This window comes from Flintibacter sp. SJQ-8 (assembly GCF_054108085.1).
In genome coordinates this window covers 13,807-40,217 of sequence record NZ_JBPJWR010000010.1, presented here as the reverse complement: position 1 = coordinate 40,217, position 26,411 = coordinate 13,807, and the positions used below count along the sequence as shown (strand labels likewise).

25 protein-coding genes are annotated in these 26,411 nt (G+C 61.9%); 12 read left to right on the top strand and 13 right to left on the bottom strand.

The window, feature by feature from the left end; translation table 11 throughout:
• Together ACSAMP_RS08150 and ACSAMP_RS08145 are read left to right on the top strand one after the other, a co-directional pair.
• The coding region (locus ACSAMP_RS08150; protein WP_457800105.1) for a nucleoside recognition domain-containing protein at positions 1 to 449 on the top strand (449 nt) is incomplete at its 5' end.
• The gene (locus ACSAMP_RS08145) at positions 446 to 592 is read left to right on the top strand and encodes a hypothetical protein (RefSeq protein WP_457800104.1); all 147 of its coding nucleotides are present in this window, start codon (positions 446 to 448) and stop codon (positions 590 to 592) included. The genes ACSAMP_RS08150 and ACSAMP_RS08145, both read left to right, overlap by 4 nt.
• 48 nt (positions 593 to 640) lie before the next feature.
• Here ACSAMP_RS08145 and ACSAMP_RS08140 read toward each other — a convergent pair whose 3' ends face one another.
• Both ACSAMP_RS08140 and ACSAMP_RS08135 read right to left on the bottom strand, forming a co-directional pair.
• On the bottom strand, positions 641 to 982 hold the full coding sequence (locus ACSAMP_RS08140) for a LysR family transcriptional regulator substrate-binding protein (protein ID WP_457800103.1): 342 nt from the start codon (positions 980 to 982) through the stop codon (positions 641 to 643).
• 58 nt (positions 983 to 1,040) lie between these two features.
• A complete protein-coding gene (locus ACSAMP_RS08135) occupies positions 1,041 to 1,880 on the bottom strand; it encodes an aldo/keto reductase (RefSeq protein ID WP_457800102.1) in 840 nt (279 codons plus the stop codon).
• 131 nt (positions 1,881 to 2,011) lie between these two features.
• On the opposite strand from ACSAMP_RS08135, the gene ACSAMP_RS08130 reads away from it, so the two are divergent.
• From ACSAMP_RS08130 to ACSAMP_RS08120, 3 genes are all read left to right on the top strand, one after another.
• Positions 2,012 to 2,833 (top strand): LysR family transcriptional regulator, encoded by an 822-nt coding sequence (locus tag ACSAMP_RS08130; protein WP_457800101.1) that lies wholly within the window; start codon positions 2,012 to 2,014, stop codon positions 2,831 to 2,833.
• A gap of 185 nt (positions 2,834 to 3,018) precedes the next feature.
• The gene (locus ACSAMP_RS08125) at positions 3,019 to 3,663 is read left to right on the top strand and encodes a glycosyltransferase (RefSeq protein ID WP_457800100.1); all 645 of its coding nucleotides are present in this window, start codon (positions 3,019 to 3,021) and stop codon (positions 3,661 to 3,663) included.
• Entirely contained in the window at positions 3,566 to 4,054 is a 489-nt protein-coding gene (locus ACSAMP_RS08120) for a glycosyltransferase (protein ID WP_457800099.1), read from the top strand. The genes ACSAMP_RS08125 and ACSAMP_RS08120 overlap by 98 nt, the downstream gene beginning before the upstream one ends.
• Positions 4,055 to 4,106: 52 nt before the next feature.
• On the opposite strand, the gene ACSAMP_RS08115 is transcribed toward ACSAMP_RS08120, so the two are convergent.
• The 7 genes from ACSAMP_RS08115 to ACSAMP_RS08085 form a co-directional block, all read right to left on the bottom strand.
• Positions 4,107 to 6,452, bottom strand: a complete 2,346-nt coding sequence (locus tag ACSAMP_RS08115; RefSeq protein WP_457800098.1) for an O-antigen ligase family protein — start codon at positions 6,450 to 6,452, stop codon at positions 4,107 to 4,109.
• 16 nt (positions 6,453 to 6,468) lie between these two features.
• Positions 6,469 to 7,851, bottom strand: a complete 1,383-nt coding sequence (locus tag ACSAMP_RS08110; RefSeq protein WP_457800097.1) for an undecaprenyl-phosphate glucose phosphotransferase — start codon at positions 7,849 to 7,851, stop codon at positions 6,469 to 6,471.
• A gap of 477 nt (positions 7,852 to 8,328) precedes the next feature.
• Positions 8,329 to 9,444, bottom strand: coding sequence for an ABC transporter substrate-binding protein (locus tag ACSAMP_RS08105; RefSeq protein WP_457800096.1), 1,116 nt, complete (start codon positions 9,442 to 9,444; stop codon positions 8,329 to 8,331).
• Between the two features lie 67 nt (positions 9,445 to 9,511).
• Complete coding sequence (locus ACSAMP_RS08100; protein WP_457800095.1) at positions 9,512 to 10,375, bottom strand: ABC transporter permease; 864 nt, start codon at positions 10,373 to 10,375, stop codon at positions 9,512 to 9,514.
• Positions 10,372 to 11,226 (bottom strand): ABC transporter permease, encoded by an 855-nt coding sequence (locus tag ACSAMP_RS08095; protein ID WP_457800094.1) that lies wholly within the window; start codon positions 11,224 to 11,226, stop codon positions 10,372 to 10,374. Before ACSAMP_RS08095 ends, ACSAMP_RS08100 begins: the two co-directional genes overlap by 4 nt.
• The gene (locus ACSAMP_RS08090) at positions 11,216 to 12,391 is read right to left on the bottom strand and encodes an ABC transporter ATP-binding protein (RefSeq protein ID WP_457800093.1); all 1,176 of its coding nucleotides are present in this window, start codon (positions 12,389 to 12,391) and stop codon (positions 11,216 to 11,218) included. The genes ACSAMP_RS08095 and ACSAMP_RS08090 overlap by 11 nt, the downstream gene beginning before the upstream one ends.
• A gap of 228 nt (positions 12,392 to 12,619) precedes the next feature.
• Positions 12,620 to 14,662: an LTA synthase family protein gene (locus ACSAMP_RS08085; RefSeq protein ID WP_457800092.1), complete on the bottom strand. Its 2,043-nt coding sequence runs from the start codon at positions 14,660 to 14,662 to the stop codon at positions 12,620 to 12,622.
• 374 nt (positions 14,663 to 15,036) lie between these two features.
• Here ACSAMP_RS08085 and ACSAMP_RS08080 point away from each other — a divergent pair, with 374 nt between their 5' ends.
• The 4 genes from ACSAMP_RS08080 to ACSAMP_RS08065 all read left to right on the top strand — a co-directional run bounded on the left by ACSAMP_RS08080 (position 15,037) and on the right by ACSAMP_RS08065 (position 18,799).
• Complete coding sequence (locus ACSAMP_RS08080; RefSeq protein WP_457800091.1) at positions 15,037 to 15,576, top strand: DUF8052 family protein; 540 nt, start codon at positions 15,037 to 15,039, stop codon at positions 15,574 to 15,576.
• Positions 15,573 to 17,339 (top strand): carbon starvation CstA family protein, encoded by a 1,767-nt coding sequence (locus tag ACSAMP_RS08075; protein ID WP_457800090.1) that lies wholly within the window; start codon positions 15,573 to 15,575, stop codon positions 17,337 to 17,339. Before ACSAMP_RS08080 ends, ACSAMP_RS08075 begins: the two co-directional genes overlap by 4 nt.
• Positions 17,340 to 17,448: 109 nt before the next feature.
• Positions 17,449 to 18,135 (top strand): lysoplasmalogenase family protein, encoded by a 687-nt coding sequence (locus ACSAMP_RS08070; RefSeq protein WP_457800089.1) that lies wholly within the window; start codon positions 17,449 to 17,451, stop codon positions 18,133 to 18,135.
• Complete coding sequence (locus tag ACSAMP_RS08065) at positions 18,122 to 18,799, top strand: TIGR01906 family membrane protein (RefSeq protein WP_441796584.1); 678 nt, start codon at positions 18,122 to 18,124, stop codon at positions 18,797 to 18,799. The genes ACSAMP_RS08070 and ACSAMP_RS08065 overlap by 14 nt, the downstream gene beginning before the upstream one ends.
• A 58-nt stretch (positions 18,800 to 18,857) precedes the next feature.
• On the opposite strand, the gene ACSAMP_RS08060 is transcribed toward ACSAMP_RS08065, so the two are convergent.
• Genes ACSAMP_RS08060 through ACSAMP_RS08050 form a run of 3 tightly spaced genes read right to left on the bottom strand, consistent with a single transcriptional unit; the run spans position 18,858 to position 21,830 of the window.
• Positions 18,858 to 19,298, bottom strand: a complete 441-nt coding sequence (locus ACSAMP_RS08060) for a GtrA family protein (RefSeq protein ID WP_457800088.1) — start codon at positions 19,296 to 19,298, stop codon at positions 18,858 to 18,860.
• On the bottom strand, positions 19,270 to 20,238 hold the full coding sequence (locus ACSAMP_RS08055) for a glycosyltransferase family 2 protein (RefSeq protein WP_441796586.1): 969 nt from the start codon (positions 20,236 to 20,238) through the stop codon (positions 19,270 to 19,272). Before ACSAMP_RS08055 ends, ACSAMP_RS08060 begins: the two co-directional genes overlap by 29 nt.
• Positions 20,239 to 20,243: 5 nt before the next feature.
• Positions 20,244 to 21,830, bottom strand: coding sequence for a glucosyltransferase domain-containing protein (locus ACSAMP_RS08050; RefSeq protein ID WP_457800087.1), 1,587 nt, complete (start codon positions 21,828 to 21,830; stop codon positions 20,244 to 20,246).
• A 176-nt stretch (positions 21,831 to 22,006) separates the two neighbouring features.
• Between ACSAMP_RS08050 and ACSAMP_RS08045 the strand changes: the two genes are divergently transcribed.
• The 3 genes from ACSAMP_RS08045 to nifU all read left to right on the top strand — a co-directional run bounded on the left by ACSAMP_RS08045 (position 22,007) and on the right by nifU (position 24,218).
• On the top strand, positions 22,007 to 22,432 hold the full coding sequence (locus tag ACSAMP_RS08045) for an RrF2 family transcriptional regulator (protein ID WP_457800086.1): 426 nt from the start codon (positions 22,007 to 22,009) through the stop codon (positions 22,430 to 22,432).
• Between the two features lie 186 nt (positions 22,433 to 22,618).
• A complete protein-coding gene (nifS, locus tag ACSAMP_RS08040) occupies positions 22,619 to 23,806 on the top strand; it encodes a cysteine desulfurase NifS (protein ID WP_457800085.1) in 1,188 nt (395 codons plus the stop codon).
• Positions 23,793 to 24,218 (top strand): Fe-S cluster assembly scaffold protein NifU, encoded by a 426-nt coding sequence (gene nifU / locus ACSAMP_RS08035; RefSeq protein ID WP_441796589.1) that lies wholly within the window; start codon positions 23,793 to 23,795, stop codon positions 24,216 to 24,218. Before nifS ends, nifU begins: the two co-directional genes overlap by 14 nt.
• Before the next feature lie 80 nt (positions 24,219 to 24,298).
• Here nifU and ACSAMP_RS08030 read toward each other — a convergent pair whose 3' ends face one another.
• Positions 24,299 to 26,407, bottom strand: a complete 2,109-nt coding sequence (locus ACSAMP_RS08030; protein WP_457800084.1) for a TRAP transporter permease — start codon at positions 26,405 to 26,407, stop codon at positions 24,299 to 24,301.
• Between the last annotated feature and the right edge of the window lie 4 nt (positions 26,408 to 26,411).

Genomic DNA, 26,411 nt, shown 5'->3' with positions numbered 1-26,411 from the left:
AGCGGGCCTTCTCCATCATCCTCATCGCCACGGTGGCGGTGTGGTTCCTGCAGAGCTTTGACCTGCACCTGAACATGGTCTCTGACTCCGCCCACAGCATCCTGGCCGTGGTCTCCGGGGCCATCGCCCCCCTGTTCGCCCCCCTTGGGCTGGGGGACTGGCGCATCTGCACCGCCCTCATCTGCGGCGTGATGGCCAAGGAGAGCGTGGTCTCCACCCTGGAGGTGCTCTTCGGCGGCAGCATCACCGCCGCCCTCAGTCCCCTGGCCGCTGCCTGCCTGCTGGTGTTCAGTCTGCTGTACACCCCCTGTGTGGCCGCCATTGCCTCCATCAAGCGGGAATTGGGGACCCGCTGGGCCGTGGCCGTGGTGGTGTGGCAGTGTGCCCTGGCCTGGGCCGCCGCCTCCATCGTCCACCTGATCGGCCTGCTGCTGGGGGTGGGCCTATGAACGGCTGGGACATCCTGATCGGCGGAGGGGTGGTCCTGATGTTGGTCTTCGCCTTCCGCACGGCCACCTCCAAAAAGGGCCGCTGCTGCGGCGACTGCTGCCGCTGCGGCGAAAAAAAGAAAAAAGGCGGCTCCTGCCGCTGAACGCAGCCCCCGTTCTGTTGATCTCTGTCAGCAGAACGGGGGCCAATTTTATTCTGCCTCCTCCCGGAAGGGCAGATATTCCATAAACTTCTTCACCACAGGGGTCAGGCGGCTCCGGTCCTTCATTACCAGCCCGATCTGGCGGAAATAGGGCTTTTCCAATGGGCGTATCTCGATCTCATAGGGGATGCGCCGCAGGATCATGTTGGGCAGGATGCTCACGCCCAGGCCCTTTTCCACCATGGCCATGATGGCAAAGTCCTCCCATGTGGTAAAGCGGATGTCGGGATGGATGTGGTCCCGCTCCAGCAGGTCCGAGACCTCCGTCCGCCGCTGGTGGGCGGGGGATACCTGTACTTCTCCCGCCGGGAGGAACGGCGCTTCTCCCACACGTAAAGCGAGGTCCCCCGCCGCACACGGGGGACCTCGTCTTTTTCTGCGCGAAGATTTACAGGATGGACATGAACCACTCCACCGTCTTGGGGTCGTAGTGGGAGAAGAACAGGCTCTCGCCGCCGTCCAGGGCCTGGATGGCCGCCATGTCCTCCGCCGACAGGGTGAAGTCGAACAGATCAAAGTTCTGCTGCATCCGGTCCTTGTGGACGGACTTGGGGATGACCACCACGTCGCTCTGCATCAGGAAACGCAGGGCGGTCTGGGCGGCGGTCTTGCCGTACTTCCGGCCGATGGCGGTGAGGACGGGGTTGGTGAACATGTCCTTCCGGCCCTCGGCAAAGGGGCCCCAGGACTCGACCTGGCAGCCGTATTTCTTCAGATACTCCCGGGCAATTTTCTGCTGCTGGAACACGTGGGTCTCGATCTGGTTCACGGCGGGCTTGATGCGGGCAAAGTGCTGGATATCCAGATAGCGGTCCGGGCCGAAGTTGGACACGCCGATGGCCCGCAGCTTGCCCTGGTCATACAGCTCCTCCATGGCCCGATAGGTGCCATAGTAGTCCCCGAAGGGCTGGTGGATGAGCAGCAGATCCAGATAGTCGGTGCCCAGCTTGTCCATGGACTGCTGGATGGACGCCTTGGCCTGGTCATAGCCCGCGTTGGTGATCCACACCTTGGTGGTCAGGAAGAACTCCTCCCGGGGCAGGCCGCTCTCCTTCAGGGCCTGGCCCACGCCCGCCTCGTTGTAATAGGCCTGGGCGGTGTCGATGCTGCGATAGCCCACCTCAATGGCGTCCAGCACGCAGCGGCAGGTCTCCTCCGGGGGCGTCTGATACACGCCATAGCCCAGCTTTGGCATCTTGATCCCGTTGTTCAGCGTCACATATTCCATGATGATACCTCCATTTTTCTGAAACGCGGTTTTTCTTGCTGCTATCACTTTACACCGTTTTCTTCTGGATGCACACTATTGATATCGCAATCCAGATTTTAAAAACTGAAACGCAGACAGGAGGACGCCCCATGCTGGACCTGTATGAACTCAAACAGCTCTCCGCCTTTGCCGACCTAGGCACCCTGGCCCGGGTGGCGGAGGAATTTCACATCTCCACCCCCTCCGTCACCCGCTCCATGCATCACGTGGAGGAGGCCTTTGCCGTGCCTCTGTTCACCCGGGGCAAGAACAGAATTCAGCTCAACGAGACGGGCAAGGTGGCCGCGGAGCAGGCCCGGCGGCTGCTGGAGGAGGCGGAGCGGGCCGTGACAGAGGTCCGGGCCTTTGACGCCCGGCAGCACACCCTGGCAGTCCGCTCCTGCGCCCCCGCCCCCCTGTGGGAGCTGCTGCCCCGATTAAACGCCAGGTGGCCCCACATGACGGTCTCCGCCGCCGTCTGTCAGAATGACGAGGTGCTGTCTGCCTGGAGCCAGGGCAGCTGCGACGTGGCCGTGCTCCCCTTCCAGCCGCAGGACGCCCCCGCCCGGCCCTTCCTGCGGGAGCGGCTGTTCGTCTGCGTCCCGTCAGACCACCAACTGGCCCAGGGGGAGCGCCTGACCTTTGGGGACATCAACGGCTTCAACTTTCTCCTGCGCACCCAGCTGGGCTTTTGGGACGCCCTGTGCCGGGAGAAGATGCCCGCCTCTAAATTTCTGGTGCAGACGGAGGAGGCGGTGTTCGACGAACTGGTGCGGGCCTCCTCCCTCCCCTGCTTCACCACCGACTACTTCTTAAACCGCAACGCCGCCTACCCCGGACGGGTGAACATCCCCCTCACCGACCCGGAGGCAGACGTGACCTTCTATGTCCTCTGGCGGGAAAATCTGTCTGGTCGGTCCCCCGCCTTGTAATCCACGCCCCATTCTGTTAAAATGGGGTTGATTTTATCACGATTTTCAAGAGGAGGTGGCCCCATGGCCGTCGATATCCATGCTGCGCCGGGGCGGAGGATTCTGTTCACCGCCTCCACCTGGTCCCATCTGGCCAACTTTCACCGGCCCTATCTCCGGGCGCTGGCAGACACAGGGGCTATTGGGTGGACGGGGCCTGCGGCGGGGCCCCGGCGGACCTGCCGGAGCTTGCCCGTGCCGTCCCCCTCTCCCTGGAGAAGAAGATGACCTCCCCAAAAAATCTGGCGGCGGCGGCTCAAATCCGGCGGCTGCTGGCCTCCGGGGAGTACGATCTGGTCAGCTGCCACACCGCCCTGGCCGCCTTTTTCACCCGCCTGGCGGTGGAGGCCCTGCCCAAGTCCAAGCGCCCCCGGGTGGTCTGCATCGCCCACGGGTACTTATTCGATCAGAACACCTCCGCCGCCAAAACCGCCCTGCTGGCCGGGGCGGAAAAGCTCACCGCCCCCGTCACCGATCTGGTGCTCACCATGAACCGGTGGGACTTTGATTATGCCAGCGCCCACCGCCTGGGCCGCCGGGTGGCCAACATCCCGGGCATGGGGGTGGACTTCTCCCCCCTGGACCGGGCCGACCCACAGGCGGGGCTGGCCCTGCGGGAGGAGCTGGGCTTTGGCCCGGACCGCTTTCTGCTGGTCTATGGGGCGGAGTTCTCCCGGGCGGAAGAGCCAGGCGGTGCTGCTCCGCGCCCTGGCCCGGCTGCCGGAGCGGGCGGCCCTGCTGCTCCCTGGCCAGGGGGACCTGCTGCCCTCCTGCCAGGCTCTGGCCCGTGAGCTGGGGGTGGAGCGCCGGGTGGTTTTCCCCGGCCACGTGTCCATGGCGGCCTGGTACGCCGCGGCCAACGCCGTGGTCCCCTCCAGCCGCAGCGAGGGGCTGCCCTTCAACCTGATGGAGGCCATGCACTGCGGCCTGCCCGCCGTGGCCTCCGACGTGAAGGGGCATCGGGACCTGATCTGCCACGGGAAAAGCGGCCTGCTCTATCCCTATGGGGACGACGCCGCCTGCGCCCGGCAAATTCAAATTCTAATGGACGACCCCCAGCTGGCCCGGAGCCTGGGCCGGGCCGGACAAAAAGCCATGGAGCCCTTCCGCCTGGAGGCCGTCTTCCCCTGTGTCATGGCGGAGTATGACCGGCTGCTCTCTCCCGCTCCCGCCCTTGTTTGAAGCTAAAAAATCGGCGCACACTCGACGAGTGTGCGCCAATTTTTATTTTCTTTTAGTCCATGGTGAAGACGGTGAGGGCCGCCTGGACCTGGGGGCTGAGGGTGATGGTGCCCATGTGGTTCTCGTTCCAGTCGTTCATCCGCTGCTGGAAGGCCAGGATGTGGTCCATAGACTCCTGGCTGTCATCAGAATACTGGAACAGCAGCAGGAAGGCGTCGTCCCAGGTGGTCTCCTGGGTGGGGACAAAGTCCACATACTTCTCCAGCATGGCATAGGCCTTGTCGGTCTCCCCCTGCTGGAAATAGGCCTGGGCCAGATAGAGGGGGGTGCTGTTGGAGTCCACCTTTTCCAGCTTGGCGGCCCACTTCTCCGCCTGGGTCATAACGGCGTCGGGCACGTCCTCCTGGGTGAGGGCGTTGACCACATAGCTGGTCATATAGTCGTCCCGCTGGAAGGGGTCCATGGCGATGGCCATGGACAGGTTGGCATAGGTGGGCTGGGCGATGAGCCGGGCGGCGAACAGGTTCCCGCCCAGCAGCAGGGCATAGGCCAGCACCGGCAGGGCCGCAATGCGCACCGCCCACTTGCCCACTTTAGGGGAGCAGGGCAGGGCCATGGGCTGGCCGCAGCACAGGCTGATCATGGCGATGACGCCCAGGGCGATGGGCAGGAAATAGCTGCTGGAGAACACCACCTCCACGCCGCCGTGGATCGCCATGAACACCATGGCCGCCCCCAGGGGGGCGATGAGAGGCTCCTCCTCCCGGCGCACTCTGGCCCGGACCACCGCGGCGGCGGGCAGCAGCAGCATGAGCACAAAGGCCGCAAAGCCAATGACGCCCGTGTCCACAAGAGCCTGGATATAGTGGTTGTGGATATACTTGGTGGTGTAATAGAAGTCCTGGACGCTGTACACGTTGTTCTGGAAGCCGCCCAGGCCAAGGCCCAGGATGGGGCTCTGGCGGAACAGCTTCATGCCGTCCTGGAAGAAGACCAGACGCTGGATGGCATTCTGGTTGGCCCGCAGGCCCTGCATACGGTTGGCGATGAAGCCGGGCAGCAGCTTATAGCCCAGGGGCACGGAGCCGGAACCGGCGTCTCCCTGGAATTGGGCGGACTCCAGGGCCGTGGTCTGGTCGGCGGAGAAGTTGAAATAGACCACCATGCTGTCCTCGGGCACGGTGAAGGAGGCCCCGTCGGCGCTGCCCTCATACAGCACAGAGCTGGTGTGCATCATGGTGTCCTGCATGTTCTGGCTCTCGATGGTCACGGACACGTCGCCGCCGTCCTGCACCGCCAGGGAATAGATCCCGGCGGCGGGATAGGCGGACCGGCGCAGGCGCTCCCCGGCGTTCAGGGTAGTGCCGCCGGTGACCGTCATGGACAGGAAGGCGTAGATGGCCAGCAGGGCGGCCAGGGCCACCACTACCACGGCGAAAATCTTGCCGTGGCCGGACAGGACGTCGGCCAGCTTCCGGCCCAGGCGCTCGTCCAGGACGATCAGCAGGGCGGCGGCCAGGACGGCACAGACCAGGGGCACGGGGTTAAAGCCGTTCCAGCCGTCAAAGGCGGTGAGATAGATGGGGAAGGCCGCGATCACCGTGAGGACCAGAGTCTCCAGCATGGTCAGCAGCAGACCGGCACGGCGCTGGGGCAGCTCCAGAACCAGATAGATGATGAAGGCGGCCACGATGGCGCCGCTGGCGCCCATACTGAAGGACAGCACAAAGGCCAGGGCGTTCAGGGCCAGACAGGCCAGATAGCCCCGGCGGGCCCCCTTCCGCTCCTCCGTCACCGCCAGCCCCAGGGACAGCAGCACGCCCAGGCCGATGCACCCGGCGAAGATGTTGGGGTTGCGGTAGATGGACACCATACGCACGCCGGTCTCCACCCCGCCCACATCCACATAGTCGGTGCTGAACTTGTTCATCAGCCACAGGAAGGGGGAGCTGAGCCACCGGGTGGACAGCTGGTCGATACTCAGCAGAGAGGCCAGGGCGGTGCTCACGGCGAACATGCCCCCGGCCCGGCGGCCGATCAACCCCTTCTGCCCCGGCTCAAAGGCCAGGATGAGCACGAACACGCAAAAGGCGCAGGCGATGGGCAGAAAGTCCTGAAGGGCGAACTGCCCGGACACGGAATACAGGGTGGAGATGCCGTTGACCACCACGAACAGGGCCACGGCGGCCATGATCCAAGTCAGCCGCTGGCGCAGCTGCTGCATACAGCCCAGCAGGGCCAGGGCCGTCACGATCAGGGCCAGCAGGGCGGGGATCTTGATGGCGTTGATGGTGGTCAGGGCGGTGAACAGGAACAGGACCAGCCCGGGCAGGAAAAAGGCTCCGGGCCGGAACCGATCCGCCGCGACGGCGGCGGAATTGGTTTTCTTCTTGGACATGGCGTTGCCTCCGGTTTCAGTTTAATTTTTCTTGGTTGACAAACCCTTTGAACAGGGTGAGGAACAAAATTTTGATGTCCAGCAGGATGGACCAGTTTTCGATGTAGTACACGTCGTGCTCGATGCGCTCCTTGATGGAGGTGTCCCCCCGCAGGCCGTTCACCTGGGCCCAGCCGGTGATGCCCGGGCGGACCTGGTGCTTGACCATGTACAGGGGTATCTCCTCCTTGAACTGGTCCACAAAGTGGGGCAGCTCCGGCCTGGGGCCCACCAGACTCATGTCCCCCTTGAGCACGTTGAAGAACTGGGGCAGCTCGTCGATGGAGAACTTGCGGATGAAGGAGCCGAACCTGGTCTTTCGGGGGTCGGAGTTGGTGCTCCACCCGGTGTCTGAGCTGGCGTTCACCCGCATGGACCGGAACTTATACATGTAAAAGGGCTTTTTGTTCAGGCCCACCCGCTTCTGCCGGAAGATAATTGGTCCGGGGGAGCTGAGCTTCACTCCGATGGCGGCAAACAGCATCACCGGGGAGGACAGGACAATGAGCACCAGTGCGCCCGCGATGTCCATGGCCCGCTTCATAAAGGCGTTGCCCAGGTTGTCCAGGGGGATGCGCCGCAGGTTGATGAGGGGCAGGCCGTTCAAGCTGTCGAACTGGGGGTGGGGCGGCATATACTTGGCGTAAAACGGAATGAGGGACAGCTTGGTCCCCGTGTGCTCGCAGGCCTGAATGACCAGGGGCATCCGCTCATAGTCCTCCGCCCCCAGTCCGGCGATGACCTCGTCGGGCTTGGTCCGGGACAGATAGCCGTCCAGCTGGTCAAAGGTGCCCAGGTAGGGCAGGGCGGACCAGTTCTTCCGGTCTGACACATAGCCCAGCAGGGTATAGCCAAACTCCGGGCTCTGGCGGATGCGGCGGACGCAGTCCCGGGCAATGTCGCCGCTGCCCACGATGACGATGTGCTTTTGGTTATAGCCGCTGGCCCGGAACCGGTGCAGGGCGGTGCGCACCACCATCCGCTTGCCGCCCACGGTGACGTTCACCGCCAGGAAGAACAATGCCATGGCCATGCGGGAGAAGTCGGTGCCCCGCAGCAGATAGAGGAACATCTGCAAAATCACAAAGTCCAGGCAGTTGCAGAAGAACAGCCGGCGCAGCTCGCTCCCCAGCCGGACCTTCCGGTGGGGGGTGTACAGATTGGCAAAGCTATAGGTCAGCAGGTGCAGGGGAACTAAGGCGCAGGCCGCCGCCAGATAGAAGCGGAAGGGCACCGAGCGGGTCCCCCCGGACAGCACATAAAAGCGCACCCAATAGCCGAACAAAAAGGACAGCAGCACCAGCACCCCATCGCTGATGACGTTCAGCTGGTTCAGCAGCCGCTGATTTTCCTGGATCATAGACAGCCCCCTCCAAAGCCCTTGTTTCTCGTCGAAAAAGGGCGGCACAGTGCTAATTTTGTAGTATAGCACAAAAGAAGGGAAAATGCTATGAAATGCGAGAGATTTTATCCCTGAATTTTCAAAAAACAGTCCCGCCCGGCGCTGGATGTCCAGGGCCGGGCGGGGCGTAAGATTTTCGTTATATGTTCACCGTCCCAGTTATTGGGCGGGCTGTTTTTGGTCTGCCGCCCCGGGGCACGCCCCGGGGGCGGCAGTGGGCGGCGCTTAAACGCGCCTATGTTCTCTGTTTGCTTTGGGCCGCGGTTTTTTCGCCGCGGACTTTCAGGCGGATGCCGGACCGGGCGTTTCAGCTCCGATCTGCCCCTATTCTAGCAGAAGCGAGACGTCGAGTTTTCACGAAACCGAGAACAGTTTGTAAACGATTTAAAAACAAAAGCGCCGACCATCTCTGATCGGCGCTTTGTAAAGTCTGGGTCACTCGATGCCCATCTGGGTCCACAGGTCGTTATACAGGGTGCGGGTGTCGGCGGGCAGGTTGAGGTACATCTCGCACTGATCCAGCACCTCCTGGGGGGCGGCCATCACCTGATAAACCTCGTCCGGCAGCTTCTCCCCGGTCTGCTCCTCATAATAGGCGGGGTACTGCTCCAGGGCCTCCTGATTGGGGGAGGCATACCAGATGAAGTCCATGTTCCGCAGGGAGGCCTCGGTGGAGCAGATGAAGTTGATCCACTCCTCCGCCTCGGTCTTGTGCTTGGCGTCCTTCAGCACCACCATAGCATCCACGAACCAGTTGGAGCCCTCCTTGGGCACCACATACTTCAGGTCGGGGTTGTTCATATACATGGACAGGTAGTCCCCGGCGTAGTAGGTACACAGGGCGGTCTCGCCCACTTCCATCTTGTCATAGATCTCGTCCATGAAGAAACCCTGATACTGACCGTTGGCCTTGGCGTCGGCGATGAGCTGATAGGCCTGCTGGATCTGGTCCGCATCGTCGGTGTTGATGGAGTAGCCCAGATACATCAGGGCGGTGGCCAGGGCGTCACGGGGATTGCCGATCATGGCCGTCTTGCCGGCGTACTGGCTGTCGAACAGAGCGCCCCAACTGTCCACGTCGCCGCCGATGAGGGTGGGGTTATAGATGAGGCCCAGGGTGCCCCAGGTGTAGGGCACGGAGTACAGGTTCTCCGGGTCATAGGGCAGATTCTTGAACCGGTCTGCGATCAGGCTGAAATTGGGGATGTTGTCAAAATCCAGCTCGGCCAGCAGGCCCTCCTCGGCCATCTGAGCGATCATATAGTCAGAGGGCACGATCACGTCATACCCGGAGCCGCCCATGGCCACCTTGGAGTACATCATCTCGTTGCTCTCGGCGGTCTGATAGATCACTTTGATGCCCGTCTCTTCCTCGAACAGGTCAAACAGGTCCTCGTCGATGTTTTCACCCCAGCCGCACACGACCACCTCGCGCTGTGTGCCGGTGCTGCTGCTGTTGGAACCGGCGGCGTCATCCTCCATGGCACAGCCGGACAGGAACAGGCCCATCGCCGTGGTACAGGCGAGGGTCAAGGCTACGATTTTCTTCAATGGATCATTCCTCCCAAACAGAATATATCTCTTGGCCCAAGGCCGGAAAGACCGATTTATCTCCGCTTCAGCGCTTGGCTTGGCGGGCTTTCTCCTGTCTCGCCTGGCGCACGTTGACGATAATCAGCAGCAGCAGGACGGACACGAACAGCAGGGTGGACACGGCGTTCATCTTGGGGCTGATGCGCCGCTTGGCCATGCCGTAGATGGTCATGGCCAGGGTGCTGGTCTTGGCCCCGGCGGTAAAATAGGAGATGACAAAGTCGTCCACGCTCATGGTGAAGGCGATGAGCATACCGTTGACGATGCCCGGCTTGATCTCGGGCACCACCACCTTCCAGAATGCCTGCATCCAGGTGCAGCCCAGGTCCTGGGCCGCGTCGATGAGGTTTTTGTCCATCTGCCGCAGCTTGGGCATGACGGACAGGATCACATAGGGGATGTTAAAGCTCACGTGGGCGATGAGCAAAGTGCCAAAACCCAGAGACAGCCGGGGGGCCGTCAGGCGATAGGTCTGCTCCATCCAGGTGACAAAGGCGTCCCACCCGGCGAAGGCGGCCACAAAGAACAGACACAGGCTGACGCCGGTGACGATGTCCGCGTTCATCATGGGGATGTTGTTCACCGTCATCAGGGGCTCCCGCACCCGGCGCTTCATGTTGTAAAAGCCGATGGAGGCGAAGGTGCCCGCCACGGTGGCGATGGCCGCCGACAGCAGGGCCACCAAAAGGGTGGTGTACAGGGAGTTCATGATCTGGCTGTCCTGGAACAGCTCGGCATACCACTTCAGGGTAAAGCCCTGCCACACGGTGCGGCTTTTGGAGTTGTTGAAGGAGAAGACGATCAGCACGAAAATGGGGGCATAGAGGAACAGGAACACCAGCCCCATGGAGATACGCCCAAACAGGGACGGACGTTGTTTCAGACTCATAGCATCACCGCCTGTTCCTCGCCCTCGCCAAAGCGATTCATCACATACATACAGACCACCACAATGACCATCATCACCATAGCGATGGCGCTGCCCAGGTGGGGGTTATAGGCCGTGCCCACAAACTGCATCTCAATGAGGTTGCCCAGCAGCGTCTGGTTGCCGCCGCCCAGCAGGCGGGAGATGGCAAAGGTGGACACCGCAGGAACGAACACCATGGTGATGCCGGAGAGCACCCCGGGCAGAGACAGGGGCAGGATGACCTTGCGGAAGGTCAGGGAGGAGTTGGCCCCCAGGTCCTGGGCCGCCTCCAGCAGGGAGTTGTCCATCTTGATGATGACGGAGTAGATGGGCAGGATCATAAAGGGCAGATAGTTATACACCATGCCCAGCACCACCGCCCCCTGGGTGTTGATCATGGGGAAATACTGAAATTCGGTGCCGAAGATGTGGTTCACCAGGTCGATCAGGCCGATGGCCTGGAACAGCCGGTTCAGCAGACCGGTGTTCTCCAGAATGGACATCCAGGCATAGGTCCGCAGCAGAAAGTTCATCCACATGGGCAGCATGATAAGGGCCATGGCCGCCTTTTGGAACTGGGGCCCCTCCTTGGCCATCCAATAGGAGATGGGATAGCCGATGAGTAGGCAGACGGCGGTGGCGATGACGGCCAGCTTGAAGGAGCGGAAGAACACCACCGCATAGGTCCCCATCTGGGTAAAGTTGTTCAGGGTAAAGCCGCCGCCGGCGCTGGTGAAAGCATAGACCACCATCATAATGATGGGGATCACAGTGAACAGGGCCATCCACACCACATAGGGGGCGGCCAGCCAGGAGCGTTTATTTTTCATCTCCGCCCTCCTGATCCCCTTCCTCGGGATCGAAGGTGGCGTCGGAGATCTCCTCATACTCCTCGGAGTAGGAGGAGTAGTCCCCGAACAGGCCGGAATACTGGCTCTTCTTCATCACGTGGAAGCCGTCCGGGTCGATCTTGATGCCGATACGGCTGCCCACGGGGGACAGGTCGGTGGTCTGGATCAGCCACTTAAAGCCATAAAAGTCCACGATGATGTCATACTGCATGCCCTTAAAGGTCACGTTGGTCACGGTGCCCTTCAGCTGGCCCTGGTCCTCGGGGACGATGTCCACGTCCTCGGGCCGGATGACCACGTCCACCGCCTCGTCCGGGGCAAAGCCGCCGTCCAGACACTGAAAGCGCCGGTTGAAGATCTCCACCACGCCGTCGGCGCGCATGATGCCGTCGATGATGTTGGACTCGCCGATGAAGTCGGCCACAAAGGCGTTCTTGGGCTCGTTATAAATGTCCTCGGGGGTGCCGATCTGCTGGATCTTGCCCTTGTCCATGACCACCACGGTGTCGGACATGGCCAGGGCCTCCTCCTGGTCGTGGGTCACATAGATAAAGGTGATCTCCATGGCCTGCTGGATGCGCTTGAGTTCGTTCTGCATATCCTTGCGCAGCTTCAGGTCCAGGGCGCCCAAGGGCTCGTCCAGCAGCAGGACCTTGGGCCGGTTCACCAGGGCCCGGGCGATGGCCACCCGCTGCTGCTGGCCGCCGGACAGGGCGGCGATGTGCCGCTTTTCAAAGCCCCGCAGGTTCACAATCTCCAGCATCTCCATGACCCGGTCGTGGATCTCTTTCTCGGGCAGCTTCACCTTTTTGCCCTTGGCGTCCGCCTTGGGGATGCGCAGGCCAAAGGCGATGTTCTCATACACGTTGAGATGGGGGAACAGGGCGTATTTCTGAAAGACCGTATTGATGGCCCGCTTGTGGGGCGGGACAGAATTCATCCTCACGCCGTCGAACAGCACATCGCCAGAGGTGGGCGTTTGAAAACCACCGATGATGCGCAGGGTGGTGGTCTTGCCGCATCCACTGGGGCCAAGCAGCGTGAGGAATTCCTTATCATTGATATACAGGTTGATGTTGTCGAGCACGATCTCGTTGTCGAAAGCCATGGTACAGTTGTCCAGGCGGATCAACTCTTTGGACATGTATCCTCCCCCATTTCGGAAAATTTTTTCGTTTTCAGCTCCCTTGTTTCATCGCTCCGTCCCTCCCTGCGGAACAAAGCGTCAGGTAGATAGCAAGCTCAACTATATCTGTTCCCCCCGGAAATGTCAATCATTTTTCCCCAAATTTCTCTTGTATTTTACCTGGGGTTTTTCTGTGGAGAACGGCGGCGGGGCGGGGGCCCTTCTCCCCCGCCCCACAAGGGCCGTTTATCCCGTTTTCGCCTTGGCGGGCCGCACGTCCCAGAACAGCAGCCGGTAATAGTCATAATCCAGGATCACCGCCGAATAGGCCACCCGGTTCTGCACCTCCGCCAGCTTGGCCGCGGCCACGCTCATGTCCGGCTCGGCCCCGTCCCAGCGGCGGTATTCGTCGGCCACCGAGTTATACCACCCGTCCTGGCAGATAAAGCTGTAGTTAGAGAAGATGACCATCCCCGCCTGGTCAGACAGGATGTCCGTGCCCATCATCAGCCGGGAGTCATACTCCAGGCCGAACAGGTTGGACAGAGTGGGCGCGATGTCCAGGCTGGAGCAGTATTTGTCCACCTCCACCGGCTCCTTCATCTGGCTGTTCCACAGGATCAGGGTGTTCTCGTATATCTCGAACACCGGGTCCACGGCGTGGCCCAGCAGCTCGCTGTACTCCTCGTCGGTGAGACCATAGGGGTAGTGGTCGGCGGACAGGACGATCACCGTGTCGTCCAGCTTGCCCGCCGCGTCCAGCTGGTCCACCAGGCTCTTCACCGCCAGCTCCAGCTCCTGCTGGCAGGCCAGATAGCACTTGACGCTGTCGCTGTAGGGCAGGTCCTTCACCTCGTCCCAGTGCTTCCGGGCCATGGCGTTCTCCTCCAGGTTATAGTTCAGGTGGCCGCTCACCGTGAGGCAATAGACCATGAACGGGTCCTGGTCCACAAACATGGGCACGATCTTCTCCATCATCTCCTGGTCAGAGGAAGGGAAGGCGTCGGCGGAGTCCAGGGCCAGCCCCTGCCCCAGGGCGATATACTCATAGCCCATGTTGGGGTGGGACCGGTTCCGGTCATAGTAGTTATAGAGATAGTCGTGGAAAGCCATGGTGCGATAGCCCAGGTCCCGGAACTGGTTGCCCAGGGAGAAGGGCATATAGTTTTCCGAGGAGAGCGAGTAGCTCCACACCCCCGACTTGGGCACCAGGCCGGTAGTGGTGACATATTCCCCGTCTGAGGTGGACACGCCCCACAGGGGTGTGTAGAAGTGGTCAAAGGTGAAGCCCTGGTGGGACAGCTTCCACAATGTGGGCGTCCGCTGGGGGTCCATAGCCAGGGTGGAAAAGCCCTTGGCCACGATCCACACCAGGTTCTTCCCCTTGAAATAGCCCGTCCACTGGTTTTTCTCCGTGGGCTCCCGCTGGGCAAACCACTTGTGGGCCTCCAGCAGGGTCTCGTCCGTCTCCTGGGCGATGAGCTTGTCAAAGTCGAAGTTCATGATGTTATATTTGGCGGTGGAATACCTGGGCTCCTGCTCCGGGGCCGTCCGGTTCAGGGGGCGGACCCACTTGGGCCGGTCCCGCATGTCCGGGTCGTCCGGGGCGATGCCCCCCATCAGGCGGCGGACCTCCAGGGTGGTCTGGGTGAGCATGCCGAAGTCCTGCATCTCCAGCTCCGGCGTGGCGGTGCGGTAATACACATAGCGCAGGGACAGATTGCCCCCGCCGCACAGATAGACCACGCCCATCACCGCCAGCTGCACCAGAATGGCCGCCACGGCCCACCGGATGCGCAGCCCCGCCGGGTCGGGCTGGTCCCGGACGATCTTCTTCCGCCCCAGGGCGGCCAGGACAACAGGCAGGGCCATCATCAGGATGGGGAACCAGTTCAAGATGATCTCGGTGGTGGCCATGCCGCCAAAGGCCCCGGCCACCATGCCCATCTTGGTCAGGGAGAAGATGGTGAGAAAGGTCTTGAACAGGTGGTAGTATACCGCCTGGGCCCCCAGCCATAAGGAGATCAACCCGGTACACAGCACCAGCAGCACCCGCCCTTTTCGGGGGGACACCCCGCCGCACAGCAGCCCCAGGCCCATGGCGATGGGGACGGTGAACAGCAGGGTAAACAAAGCCCCCACCGGCGAAACGCCGTGGAGACAGTACAGCTTTAAAAACAGCTCCTCATAATAGATGACCGCCAGGAAATAAAAACCGGGCCGCACCAGCCGCAGCCGGGGCCGGAGCAGGGCCTGCCAGCGCCGGTGTAGTTTCTCCATGTTACCCATGGTATGCCTCCTAAAGAAAAGGGTATCCGCTCACAGTCAAGGGCAGTTTTCATTATTCTACTCGTCCGCCACCCCCCTGTCAACGAAATCAGGGGGCGGTTTTCTCCTTTTTGTGCCGCTTCGTGCCGCGTGGGACGGAATAAAAACGCCGTTCTGTTCTCCAATGAACAACAGTTGATGGAATGCACAAAAAAAATATAAATTCCATCCCTTTTTTCGGAAATCCACAACGGTGTTCCGCCTTGAAAAACAAACGTGCTTCTGCTATGATAGCTTTTAACATAAGAGATTCACAGATTATTTACAATTTGTTCTTTTGACCCGAACAGCGGCCTCTAAACCGAAACAAAGAGGCCAGGAGAGGAGTGCGGGGTTTGTCTCAACTGAGAGAAAATCTGGTGGAGCGGCTGAAAAAGGCCTACTCCGCCTATTATGATATAGAGGACATTCAGGACGGCACCCCCCTGAAGGCTCTGTGCAGCTATCACCTGCGGGACAGCCAGTATGTGCTGGTGAAGCAGGCGGAGCTGTGGGCGGCGGAGAGCCACGAATACCTCTATCTGTGGTCCACAGATCACCTGGATACCCCCCTGGTGGAGGATATCTTCCGCCGGGTGACGGAGGACGGCGAGCCCCGGGTCCGCCCCCACGCCCAGCACATGTACACCTATCTCACCGCCGTGGTGCTGTATGACAGCGCCGACCCCCTGGCTCTGGCCCGGCTGAAAAAGCTGAAGCGCCGCCGGGAATTCAAGCTATCCCTCCATGGATGGATGGAGTTTCGTATAGCCGCCGTGGACCTGTCCACGGGAGAAGTCACCACCAATCGCAGCGGCAAGCTCATCGGCAAAGACGTGAAGCGGCTGGTGGCGCGCATTGTTTCCAAAGAAAAAGGAGAGGAGCAAAAACAATGAATGCAGTATTGGTTTTTCTGGTCGGCTGCGCCATTCTTGTTGTAGGGTACATTTTCTACGGCGGCTGGCTGGCCAAGCAGTGGGGCGTGGATGACTCCCGCGTGACCCCTGCCCATGAGCTGGAGGACGGCATGGACTATGTCCCCGCCAAGGCCCCCGTGCTGATGGGACATCACTTTTCCTCCATCGCGGGCGCCGGCCCCATCAACGGCCCCATTCAGGCCGCCGTGTTCGGCTGGGTCCCCGTGGTGCTGTGGGTGCTGATCGGCGGCATCTTCTTCGGTGCCGTCCATGACTATGGCGCTCTGTTCGCCTCTATCCGCCACAAGGGCCAGTCCATCGGCGAGGTCATCGCCCTGAACATCGGCTCCCGGGCCAAGAAGCTCTTCCTGATCTTCTCTTACCTGACCCTGATCCTGGTGGTGGCCGCCTTCGCCTCCATCGTGGCTAGCACCTTCCAGGCCACCTATGTGGACGGCGTTGTGGACACCGTCAAGTCCGCCACCAACGCCTCTGTGGCCATGATCTCCCTGTTGTTCATCCTGATGGCCATCATCTTCGGCTTCTTTGTCTACCGCAAGGGCGCTTCCCTGGCCGTGGCCACTGTGGCCGGCGTGATCGGCATCGTGGTCTGCCTGGTGGTGGGCCTGAACTTCCACCCCATCTACCTGTCCAACACCGCCTGGATGTGGATCATCGGCGTGTACATCCTCATCGCCTCTGTGGCTCCCGTGTGGATCCTGCTCCAGCCCCGTGACTATCTGTCCTCCTTCCTGCTGTACGCCATGATGATCATCGCCGCTGTGGGTGTGCTGGGGGCCGGCATTATGGGCGCTGACCTGAATATGGACATGCCCGCCTTCACCGGCTGGTACGACAACATGACCGTGGTGGCCTCCACCGGGGCTCCCGCCTCCCTGGGCTATGTGTTCCCCGCCCTGTTCGTCACCATCGCCTGCGGCGCTATCTCCGGCTTCCACTCTCTGGTGGGCTCCGGCACCACCGCCAAGCAGCTGGACCACGAGCGCGACGCCAAGCCCATCGCCTATGGCGGCATGCTCATCGAGTGTGCCCTGGCTCTGGTCTCCCTGTGCGCTGTGGCCTTCATCTGGCAGGACTATGTGAAGCTGCCCTCTGACGGCGGCATCCGCACCCCCACCGCCGTGTTCGCCACCGGTATCTCCCGCATGGTGGCCACCATCCCCGGCCTGGAGGGCACTCAGGCCACCGTCAGCTCCCTGCTGGTGCTGACCGTGTCCGTCTTCTGCCTGACCTCTCTGGACACCGCCACCCGTCTGGCCCGGTATATGTTCCAGGAGTTCTGGCTGGAGCCCGGCCAGACCTATAAGGACGCCACCGGCTTCAAGGCCGTGCTGTGCAACCCCTTCGTGGCCACTGCCATCACCGTGGTTCTGGGCATCGGCCTGGGCCTGGGCGGCTACTCCACCATCTGGCCCCTGTTCGGCGCTTCTAACCAGCTGCTGGCCGCTCTGGCTCTGCTGGCCGTGTGCGCCTGGCTGGGCAACGTGGGCAAGAACAACAAGATGTTCTACTTCCCCATGATCTTCATGCTGGTGGTCACTCTGACCTCTCTGGCTCAGACCGCCATCGCCAAAGTGAACACCATCTCCGCCAACGGTGCCACCACCGCCCCCGTGATCCAGCTGGTACTGGCCGTGGTGCTGTTCGTCCTGGCTCTGGTGCTGGCTGTTGAGGCCTGCCAGACCATCTTCGGCCACAAGAAGCCCGCCGCTTCCAAGTAAGTCCGTTCCATCCGCAAGACAAGCGGACCCGGGTGCATACTCGGGTCCGCTTCTTGTTTTTCCATCTCATGCGTGTTATGATAGGCCTGTTTGAAAGGGGGCATTCTTCTTGTTCTCCCCATCCCGGCGCGTTCTCACCCAGGCCCTCTTCCTGGCCCTGGAGGGTCTGATCTACGTCCGCTTTCTCTTTCTGGACCTAGTTGGCCAGGGGGCGGCGGGCAACGGCGTAAAGTATCTGGGCATCATTCTGTGTACCCTCTTCGCCTGGCATCAAGGGGTCCACGGCGGCTCCCGGCTGGTGGCCTGGGCGCTGACCCTCACGTTAGGCGCGGACTGGTTTCTCCTGATGCTGGACCGGTACTATGCCCTGGGCCTGCTGCTGTTCTGCGGCGTCCAGGGGCTGTATCTCCTGCGCATTTCCCGGGCCAACGGGGGCCGGACCCTGTGGGGCGCGCGGCTCGTCCTGTGCCTCCTCTCCCCCGCCCTGCTGGCCGTTTTAGGGCGGCTGACAGGCGAGAACCTGCTGGCCCTGATCTATTTCTCCAACTTCCTGTGCAACGTGGCCCTGGCCGTCAGGCTGCCCCGGGGCTGGGGGCGGCAGTTCGCCCTGGGGCTTACGCTGTTCCTGTGCTGCGACGTGTGCGTGGGCATCTTCCAGTCCCCCGGTCTGCTCCCGCCCGCTTTAGAGGCCTTCGCCAGCTTGGGCATGTGGCTGTTCTATCTCCCCGGCCAGGTGCTCATCGTCCTGTCCGGGCGCAATCCCCACGAAATGAGGTCGTTCCATGAAAACCAGTAAACCCCTGTCCCTGCTGTCCTCCCTGCTCACCGCCCTGGCGGTGCTGTCCGGCTCCATCGCCGCCCCCCTGCTGTGCCGCCCCTTCTATTATGCCCACATCGGCCCCATGGGGCTGGCGGAGTATGTGGGGCTTACCCCGGAGCAGATCCGCCAGGCCTTTGACCAGGTGATGGACTTCTGTCTGGGGCTGCGGCCCGACTTTGCCGCCGGGGTGCTGCCCTGGTCCCAGTCCGGGGCCGACCACTTTGCCGACGTGCGGCGGCTGTTTCTCCTGGACCTGTGGGTGCTGGGCCTGTCCCTTGCGGGGCTGCTCTGCTTGCTGGTCTACAGCCGCTTCAAGCGCGTCCGGCCCTATTGCTTCCGGGGGCGCGGCCCCGGCTTTTGGGCCGCCGCGGGGCTGGCCATCGTCTTTCTGGCGGTGGGCGGTCTGGCCGCTCTGAATTTTGACCGGGCCTTTGTCCTCTTCCACGCCCTCTTCTTCCCCGGCAAGACAAACTGGCTGTTCGACTATCGGGAGGACCCGGTGATTTTGATCCTGCCCGAGGAATTCTTCCGCAACTGCGCCCTGCTTATCCTGGCTCTGCTGATGCTGTGGTGCGCCGTCCTGATCTTCGCCGACCTGTGGGCCGGGAAGCGGCGGAAACAGCGGGGACTGGACCGCTGACAGACAAAAAACATCCCAGGCTGCGCTTCCGTTACAAAGCGCCGCCTGGGATGTTGCTTTATTTGCTTTTAAAGGCGAACCACCGCTGTCCCCCATAGTTCAGGACCACGAACAGGCCCGACCCGGCCAGCAGGGTCAGGTTGCCCTTGAGCTTCTCGCTCAGCGTCATTCCCGCCAGCACATGGGCCATGATGGGCTGGGCCAGGCCATAGGCCAGCAGCCAGCACACGGTGATGTTCAATGCGAAGCGGAGCACCACCCCCGCCCCCTTCTCCCGGCTGCGGAAGGTGAAGTGCTTGTTCAGGAAAAAGCTCACCACGCTGCCTACAATATAGTTGGCCGCCGAGGCGATCCACTGCCCCCTGCTGCCCCAGGTGTTCAGGGGCGTCAGGTTGTACAGGCCGAACATCACCCCATAGCCCACGGCGGTGTTCACCAGGCCCACCAGGATAAAGCGGAAAAAGGTGGGGTCAAACAGCTTTGCCAGACGCGCTCTCATCGTTCCCTCCGCACTGGTCGGCCAGGATATACCGGGGCCGGTCCTTGATCTCCTCGTAAATTTTGGCGATATAATAGCCGATGATGCCCAAGCAGATCATCAGGATGCTGCCGATGAGCAGCTGGAGCAGGATCACTGTCGTAAAGCCTTCTAACGCATGGCCGGTGAACTTCTGCCACAGGGAGTGGAGTCCCAGCACCGCCGAGGCCAGAAAGACCACCACCCCCAGCAGGGTGACGATCTGGAGGGGCGCGGTGGAGAAGGCGGCGATGTTGGTGACGGCATAGCGCACCAGGCTCATTACCGACCACTTGGACTCCCCCGCCACCCGGGGCTGGACCTCAAACTCCACCGTGGCGGTGGAGAAGCCGATCCAGGAAGAGAGGGCCCGGAAAAAGGCGTTCTTCTCCCGCAGGGCCACCAGGGTGTCCACCGCCTTTCGGTCCAGCAGCTTAAAGTCAGAGGCCCGGGACATGTCCACGCCGGTGACCCGGCTGAGAATGTCATAGAACCGGTGGGCGGCAAAGGCGTGGAGGGGGGATTCCTTCCCCCGGCTGACCTTTACCCCCTCGATGACCTCGTACCCCTGCTGCCACAGGCGGTACATCTCCTCCAGCTTCTCCGGCGGGTGCTGCAAGTCGCAGTCCATCACCGCCGCGCAGTCCCCACGGGCCTGGGCCAGACCGGCGAAGATGGCCGCCTCCTTGCCAAAGTTCCGGGAGAAGCGCACCCCCCGCACCTGGGGGAACCGGGCCGCCTGTGTCTGGATGGCCGCCCAGCTGCCGTCTTTGGAGCCGTCGTCCACGAACAGCAGCTCGAAGGGGATGTCCGCCGCCGTCAGCAATTCCGTGATGCGCTCCGCCGCCCGGGGGATGGACGCCTCCTCGTTATAGGAGGGGAGCACCACCGACAGCAGTCCGCCCTGTTTTAACTCTCTCAACGGCTTCATCTCCTGTTCTCATAGGCCAGCTCAAAGTCCGACTTGGGGATGTAGGTCTCCTGCACTTTTACCACCACCCGGCCATCCACCACCTGGACGCTGCCGTCGGCGGGGTACAGGGGCATGGCCTTGAACGCGGCGGAATCGGACACGGCGATCATGGTCTCCTCGTCCGGCTCGTCCACGGGGACATTGAGCCAGTCGTTAAAGTAGTAATAGAGGTGCTTGTTCAGGTGGGTCACGGTGTTCAGGGGCACGCTGTAGTGGTCCACCTGGAAGAAGGTCGGGATGCGGGTGCGCAGCTGGCTCTCGTCTGGGGCGCCGATGACCACGATCTCCATGCCCTTCTCATATCCCGGGCAGCTCTCAATGCGTGAGAGCATTCGGGTGGCATAGCTCTCCGTAGCCCGGTGGGACTGGGCCGTGGCGGTGTAGAGCAGATTGTCCGTGTTCACGCAGAACAGCAGCAGCAGCACCGCCCACACCACGGGCACATACTCCCAGCCCCGTTTCAGCCGCCGGGTGCTCTCCGCCCCGTCCGCCAGCATGAGCACCGCGCCGTAGACCAGCACGAAGGAATACTTCATCAGGGGCGTGGGGTCGGAGTAGGGGCTGAGCACCCGCATGAAGTTCAGCCCCAGGGGCAGCAGCGCGATCATGCACAGGCCGCCCACCAGCCGCCAGGGCTCCCCCTTCAGGCGCTTGCTGCCCACCCGGGCGAAGAAGCAGGCCGCCCCCACCGCCAGGGCCACCAGGTCCAGCACCATCATCCAGCCGGTGGCAAAGGCGTTGGCCGAGCCGGGCTTGAAGAAGAAGGTGGCCGTCTGCCAATAGGCAGAGAAGATGAGCCGGGGCAGCTGGCCGATGGGATAGCCGGAGCTGGCCGCGTCCATGCCCAGATAGGACAGCAGCTCCAGGCCCTTCACTTTTAGAAACACCATCAAAATGGCATAATAGAGAATGGCCCCCACCGCCAGGTGGACCACGAACCGCACCCCCAGACGCAGGGTCCTCTGAAAGGTGGCGGAGGGCTCCAGCGTCTCCCGCAGCACTGCCAGCAGGGCAAGGCCGATGGCCACGGTGACGTAGGCCTGATAGACGCCCATGGCCAGGGCCAGCAGCACCGGCCCCAGGAGCGACCACTTGTCCCCCCGCCGGGCCAGCCAAACCGACCCCGCAGAGAGCAGAATGGCCAGGGCGTAGGCCGAGGCGGTGAACATATAGAGGAAGGTGTATCCCAGACAGGGGAAAGCGGCCATAATGGCCCCCCACAGTCCGGCGGCCACCCGGCCCCGGATCTTCAGGATGTCCACCGTCAATGCGGCGGCCAGACCCAGCAGCACCATGGTCACCAGGCCGATGGCGGCGGGCATCTGGGTAAAGTCGTTCAGGGCCGAGGCGTAGTGCAGAAACCACCGGCCAGACACTGTCATCTGCTGGGGGTCATACACCCGGCTCAGGCCGTCGGCGTTGGGGATCAGGTTGGCAAAGGCAAAGAGATGGGCCAGATAGCCCACCATAAAGCAGCTGAAAAACGCGGCCCTGGCCGCCGGGTCCACCCGCTGCCACAGCCGGGACATTTGCTTGTCCATAAATACAAATCTCCTTTTTCACGATTACACGATTAAACCAGAAAACGGTCAAAACGTCAACAATTCAATATGGTGATTATAACATCATCCCTCCCCCGGCGCAAGAGAGAGGAAAACGCTTGCATTTCGATAAACCCTCTATTATAATAGGTTTTTGAGAAAGAAGGTCGATATCCTTGATGGTTTCCACAAAGGGGCGCTATGCTCTGCGGGTGATGATCGAGCTGGCCGTCCGCCGGGACGAGGGGGTGGTCTGTCTGAAAGAGATCGCCGAGCACCAGCAGATCTCGGAAAAATATTTAGAGGCCATTGTAAAGAGCCTGGTGTCCGCCGGTCTGGTCATCGGCACCCGGGGCAAGGGCGGGGGCTATCGCCTGTCCTGCACGCCCGAGGAATGTACCGTGGCCGATATCCTCCGGGCGGCGGAGGGCTCCCTGTCCCCGGTGAACTGCCGGGACGACGACTGCCCCCGCCACGGAAACTGCGCCACCCTGCCCATGTGGCGGGAGCTGAACCGCATCATCGACGACTATTTCCAGGGCATCTCCCTGGAACAGCTCACCGCCCAGGCCCTGGCCCTGGGGGACACCGGCGTGGTATAGTCGTTTTGTACAACCCTCCCCCTAAATCTGCCCCGTTCCCACTGCGTTCCACCATGTTTTTTAATTCCTATTGACACTATAGGTTTTTGATGCTATGATTCACTCAAACCTATAAAAAAGATATGTTTTTTGTCCGGGAGGGACAGGCTCCCTGCCCGCCCCGGCGATACAGAAAGGAACGATCCCATGATCTACTTGGATAACGCGGCCACCACCAAGACCAGTCCGGCGGCCCAAAAGGCCATGCTGGAGTGCATGGAGCAGTTCTGGGGCAACCCCTCCAGCCTGCACACCCCCGGGCAGAAAGCCGCCGAGGCCCTGGCCCAGGCCCGTGAGACGGTGGCCGCCTGCATCGGCGCCGACCCCCGGGAGATCTATTTCACCTCCGGCGGCAGCGAGGCGGACAACCAGGCCATCGTCAGCGCCGCCCTGCTGGGCAAGCGCAAGGGCAAGACCCACCTCATCTCCACCGCCATCGAGCACCACGCCGTGCTCCACACCCTGGCCCGGCTGGAGAAGGACGGCTTTGACGTCACCCTCCTCCCCGTGGACGAGAGCGGCATCGTAAAGGTCGCTGACGTGGCCGCCGCCATCCGGGAGGACACCGCCCTGGTGAGCATCATGTTCGCCAACAACGAGATCGGCTCCATCCAGCCCATCGAGGAAATCGGCGCCCTGTGCCACGAGAAGCACGTGCTGTTCCACACCGACGCGGTGCAGGCCGCGGGCCATCTGCCCATCGACGTGAAGAAGCAGCACATCGACATGCTGTCTCTGTCCGGCCACAAGTTCCACGGTCCCCGCGGCACCGGTCTGCTGTATGTCCGCCGGGGCGTGCCCCTGCTGAACCTCATCGAGGGCGGCGCCCAGGAGCGGGGCAAGCGGGCCGGCACCGAGAATCTGCCCGCCATCGCCGGCATGGCCGTGGCTCTGAAGGACGCCTGCGACCACATGGCCGAGGACACCCAGCGCCAGCTGGCCCTGCGGGAGCGGCTGATCGCCGGACTGAGCAAGATCCCCCACAGCGCCCTGAACGGCGACCCTGTCCGCCGTCTGCCCGGCAACGTGAGCTTCTGCTTCGAGGGCATCGAGGGCGAGTCTATGCTGCTGCTGCTGGATGACAAGGGCATCGCCGCCTCCTCCGGCTCCGCCTGCACCTCCGGCTCCCTGGACCCCAGCCACGTGCTGCTGGCCATTGGCCGCCCCCACGAGGTGGCCCACGGCTCTCTGCGCCTGACTCTGGGCGCTGAGACCACCGAGGAGGAGATCGACTACACCATCCAGGCCGTGGCCGAAGTGGTAGAGCGCCTGCGGGCCATGTCCCCCGTTTGGGATGAGTTACAGAAAGGAGTTCGTTCTTATGTTATACAGTGAGAAGGTCATGGACCATTTCCGCAACCCCAGAAATGTGGGTGAGATCGAAAACGCGGACGGCGTGGGCCAGGTGGGCAACGCCAAGTGCGGCGACATCATGCGCATGACCCTGAAGATCGACGACGGCGTCATCACCGACGCCAAGTTCACCACCTTTGGCTGCGGCTCCGCCATCGCCACCAGCTCCATCGCCACCGAGATGATCAAGGGCAAGCCCGTCACTGAGGCCCTGGAGCTATCCAACAAGGCCGTTGTGGAGGCCCTGGACGGTCTGCCCGCCCACAAGATCCACTGCTCCGTCCTGGCGGAGGAGGCCGTGAAGGCCGCCGTGAAGGACTATTACGACAAGAACCACATCGCCTATGACCCCAACCTGTTCTGCGAGGGCGACTGTGAGCACTGCCACGAGTAAGATTTTTGCATAAAAAATTCCCTTCCGCTTTTTCAGCGGAAGGGAATTTTTTTGCTGTTTGATCGCTGCTTGATCAGGACTTAGCCCAGGACCTTTTTCTTCGCAACGCTCACGTACTGATAGGCATAGATGCCGCCCACGACCACCAGGCCGACCAGGTCAGACACGGTGCCGGGGATCATCATGCCCAGGCCGCCCAGGGCCATAAGCACGCGGAACAGGGGGTTCATCTGGCGGAACAGGAAGCCGTTCAGGGCCGCCGCCACGCCGAAGATACCCAGCAGAGAGGTGATGCAGATCTGGATGACCTGGAGGACCATCATGGCGGTGGAGGTCCCGGCCTCAAACTCGAAGAGCATCACGGGGCTGAAGGCGAAGATATAGGGCACGATGAAGGCCGCGATGGCCAGGCGGGTGGCGTTGAAGGCGGTCTTCATGGGAGGCGCCTTGGCGATGGCGGAACCGGCATAGGCGGCCAGGGCCACGGGAGGCGTGATGTCGGCCACGATGCCGAAGTAGAACACGAAGAAGTGGGCGCACACCCGGGGGATGCCGATCTGGGGGCTCATCAGGATGGGGGCGCAGGTGGCCGCCATGATGCAGTAGTTGGCGGTGGTGGGCACGCCCATGCCCAGCACGATGCAGCACAGCATGGTCAGCGCCAGAGCGATGATGGCGTGGCCGCCGGACACGTTGACGATGACGGTGATGAGCTTAGAGGCCAGGCCGGTGGAGGTGATGCATCCGGCCACCAGGCCGGCCATGGCACAGGCCACGGCCACGGTGATGGTGCCCTTGCCGCCCGCTTCCAGAGCGTCCAGGCACTTGGTCAGGGTGATGCGGTCGTCCTTGTTCACCAGACCCACCAGAATGGTGATGCCGATGGCCACAGAGGCGGAGAACTGCATGGTGTACATGTTGGTGGACACCATGACCACCAGGATGATCAGAGGCAGCAGCAGATACAGCTTGGGCAGCAGATTCTTGATCTTGGGCAGTTCCTCCTTGGACAGGCCCCGCAGCCCCAGGCGCTTGGCCTCCAGGTGGACGGCGATGTAAATGCCGGTGAAGTACAGCACGGCGGGCAGGATGGCCTTCAGAGCCACCTGGGCATAGGGGATGCCCATATACTCGGCCATCAGGAAGGCGGCGGCACCCATGATGGGGGGCATGATCTGGCCGCCGGTGGAGGAGGCCGCCTCAACGGCTCCGGCGAACTGGGGCTGATAGCCCGTCTTTTTCATCATGGGGATGGTGACGGAGCCGGTGGTCACGGTGTTGCCCACGGAGGAGCCGGACACCATGCCGCACAGGGCGGAGGAGATAACGGCCACCTTGGCCGGGCCGCCGGCGCTGGAACCGGCCACGCAGTTGGCCAGGTTGATGAAGAAGGCGGAGATGCCCGTCCGCTCCAAGAACGCGCCGAAGATGATGAAGACCACGATGTACTTGGCGCACACGTTGATGGGGGTGTTCATCAGGCCGGTGGTGGTGTAGAACAGGTCATAAACCACCTTGCCGAACCGGACATTGATAAAGGTGTAGACCAGCAGGCAGCCCACCACACACAAGATGGGGATACCTACGCTGCGGCGGCACAGCTCCATCAGGGCCAGCACGCCGATGATGGCGATGGCCACCATGAAGGGGTCCTTGGTCACGCGGGTGGCCAGCATGATAATGTCTTTGGCGTGATAAGCGAAATAGAAGAAGGGGAATGCCCCCACCACCATGAAGATGATGTCGTACCAGGGCATGTGGTTGACCTTGGTGATCCCCTTGCGGATGGGGAAGTTCAGATAACCCAGGATCAGGATGGAACCCAGGAAGATATTCAGCTTGACCTCGGGAATGGCCACACTGAACAGGGTCACCCAGATGCAGTACACCGAGAAAACGATATTCAGCAGGCGCACGATGGTCTTGGGTACTCCCTCCCAAACACGCACGTTGGATTCCCGGTCATACTTTTTCATGACCTCTTCCACGTCGGCGGCGGTGCCGACGTCAACTTCCGGTTCCATGGTTTTCTTGTCCTTTACGTCCATAGCGTCTCCTTTCTCCAAAAACAGCTCCCTCGTCTCCTTCAACTGCGGAACACGGGCCGCCCCGCCAAAGTCTTGATGGGGCCGCCGCTGTCCCACAGCTGCGGTCTGGCGGCGGGTGCGGCGGGTTTTATCCCGCCGCACCCCA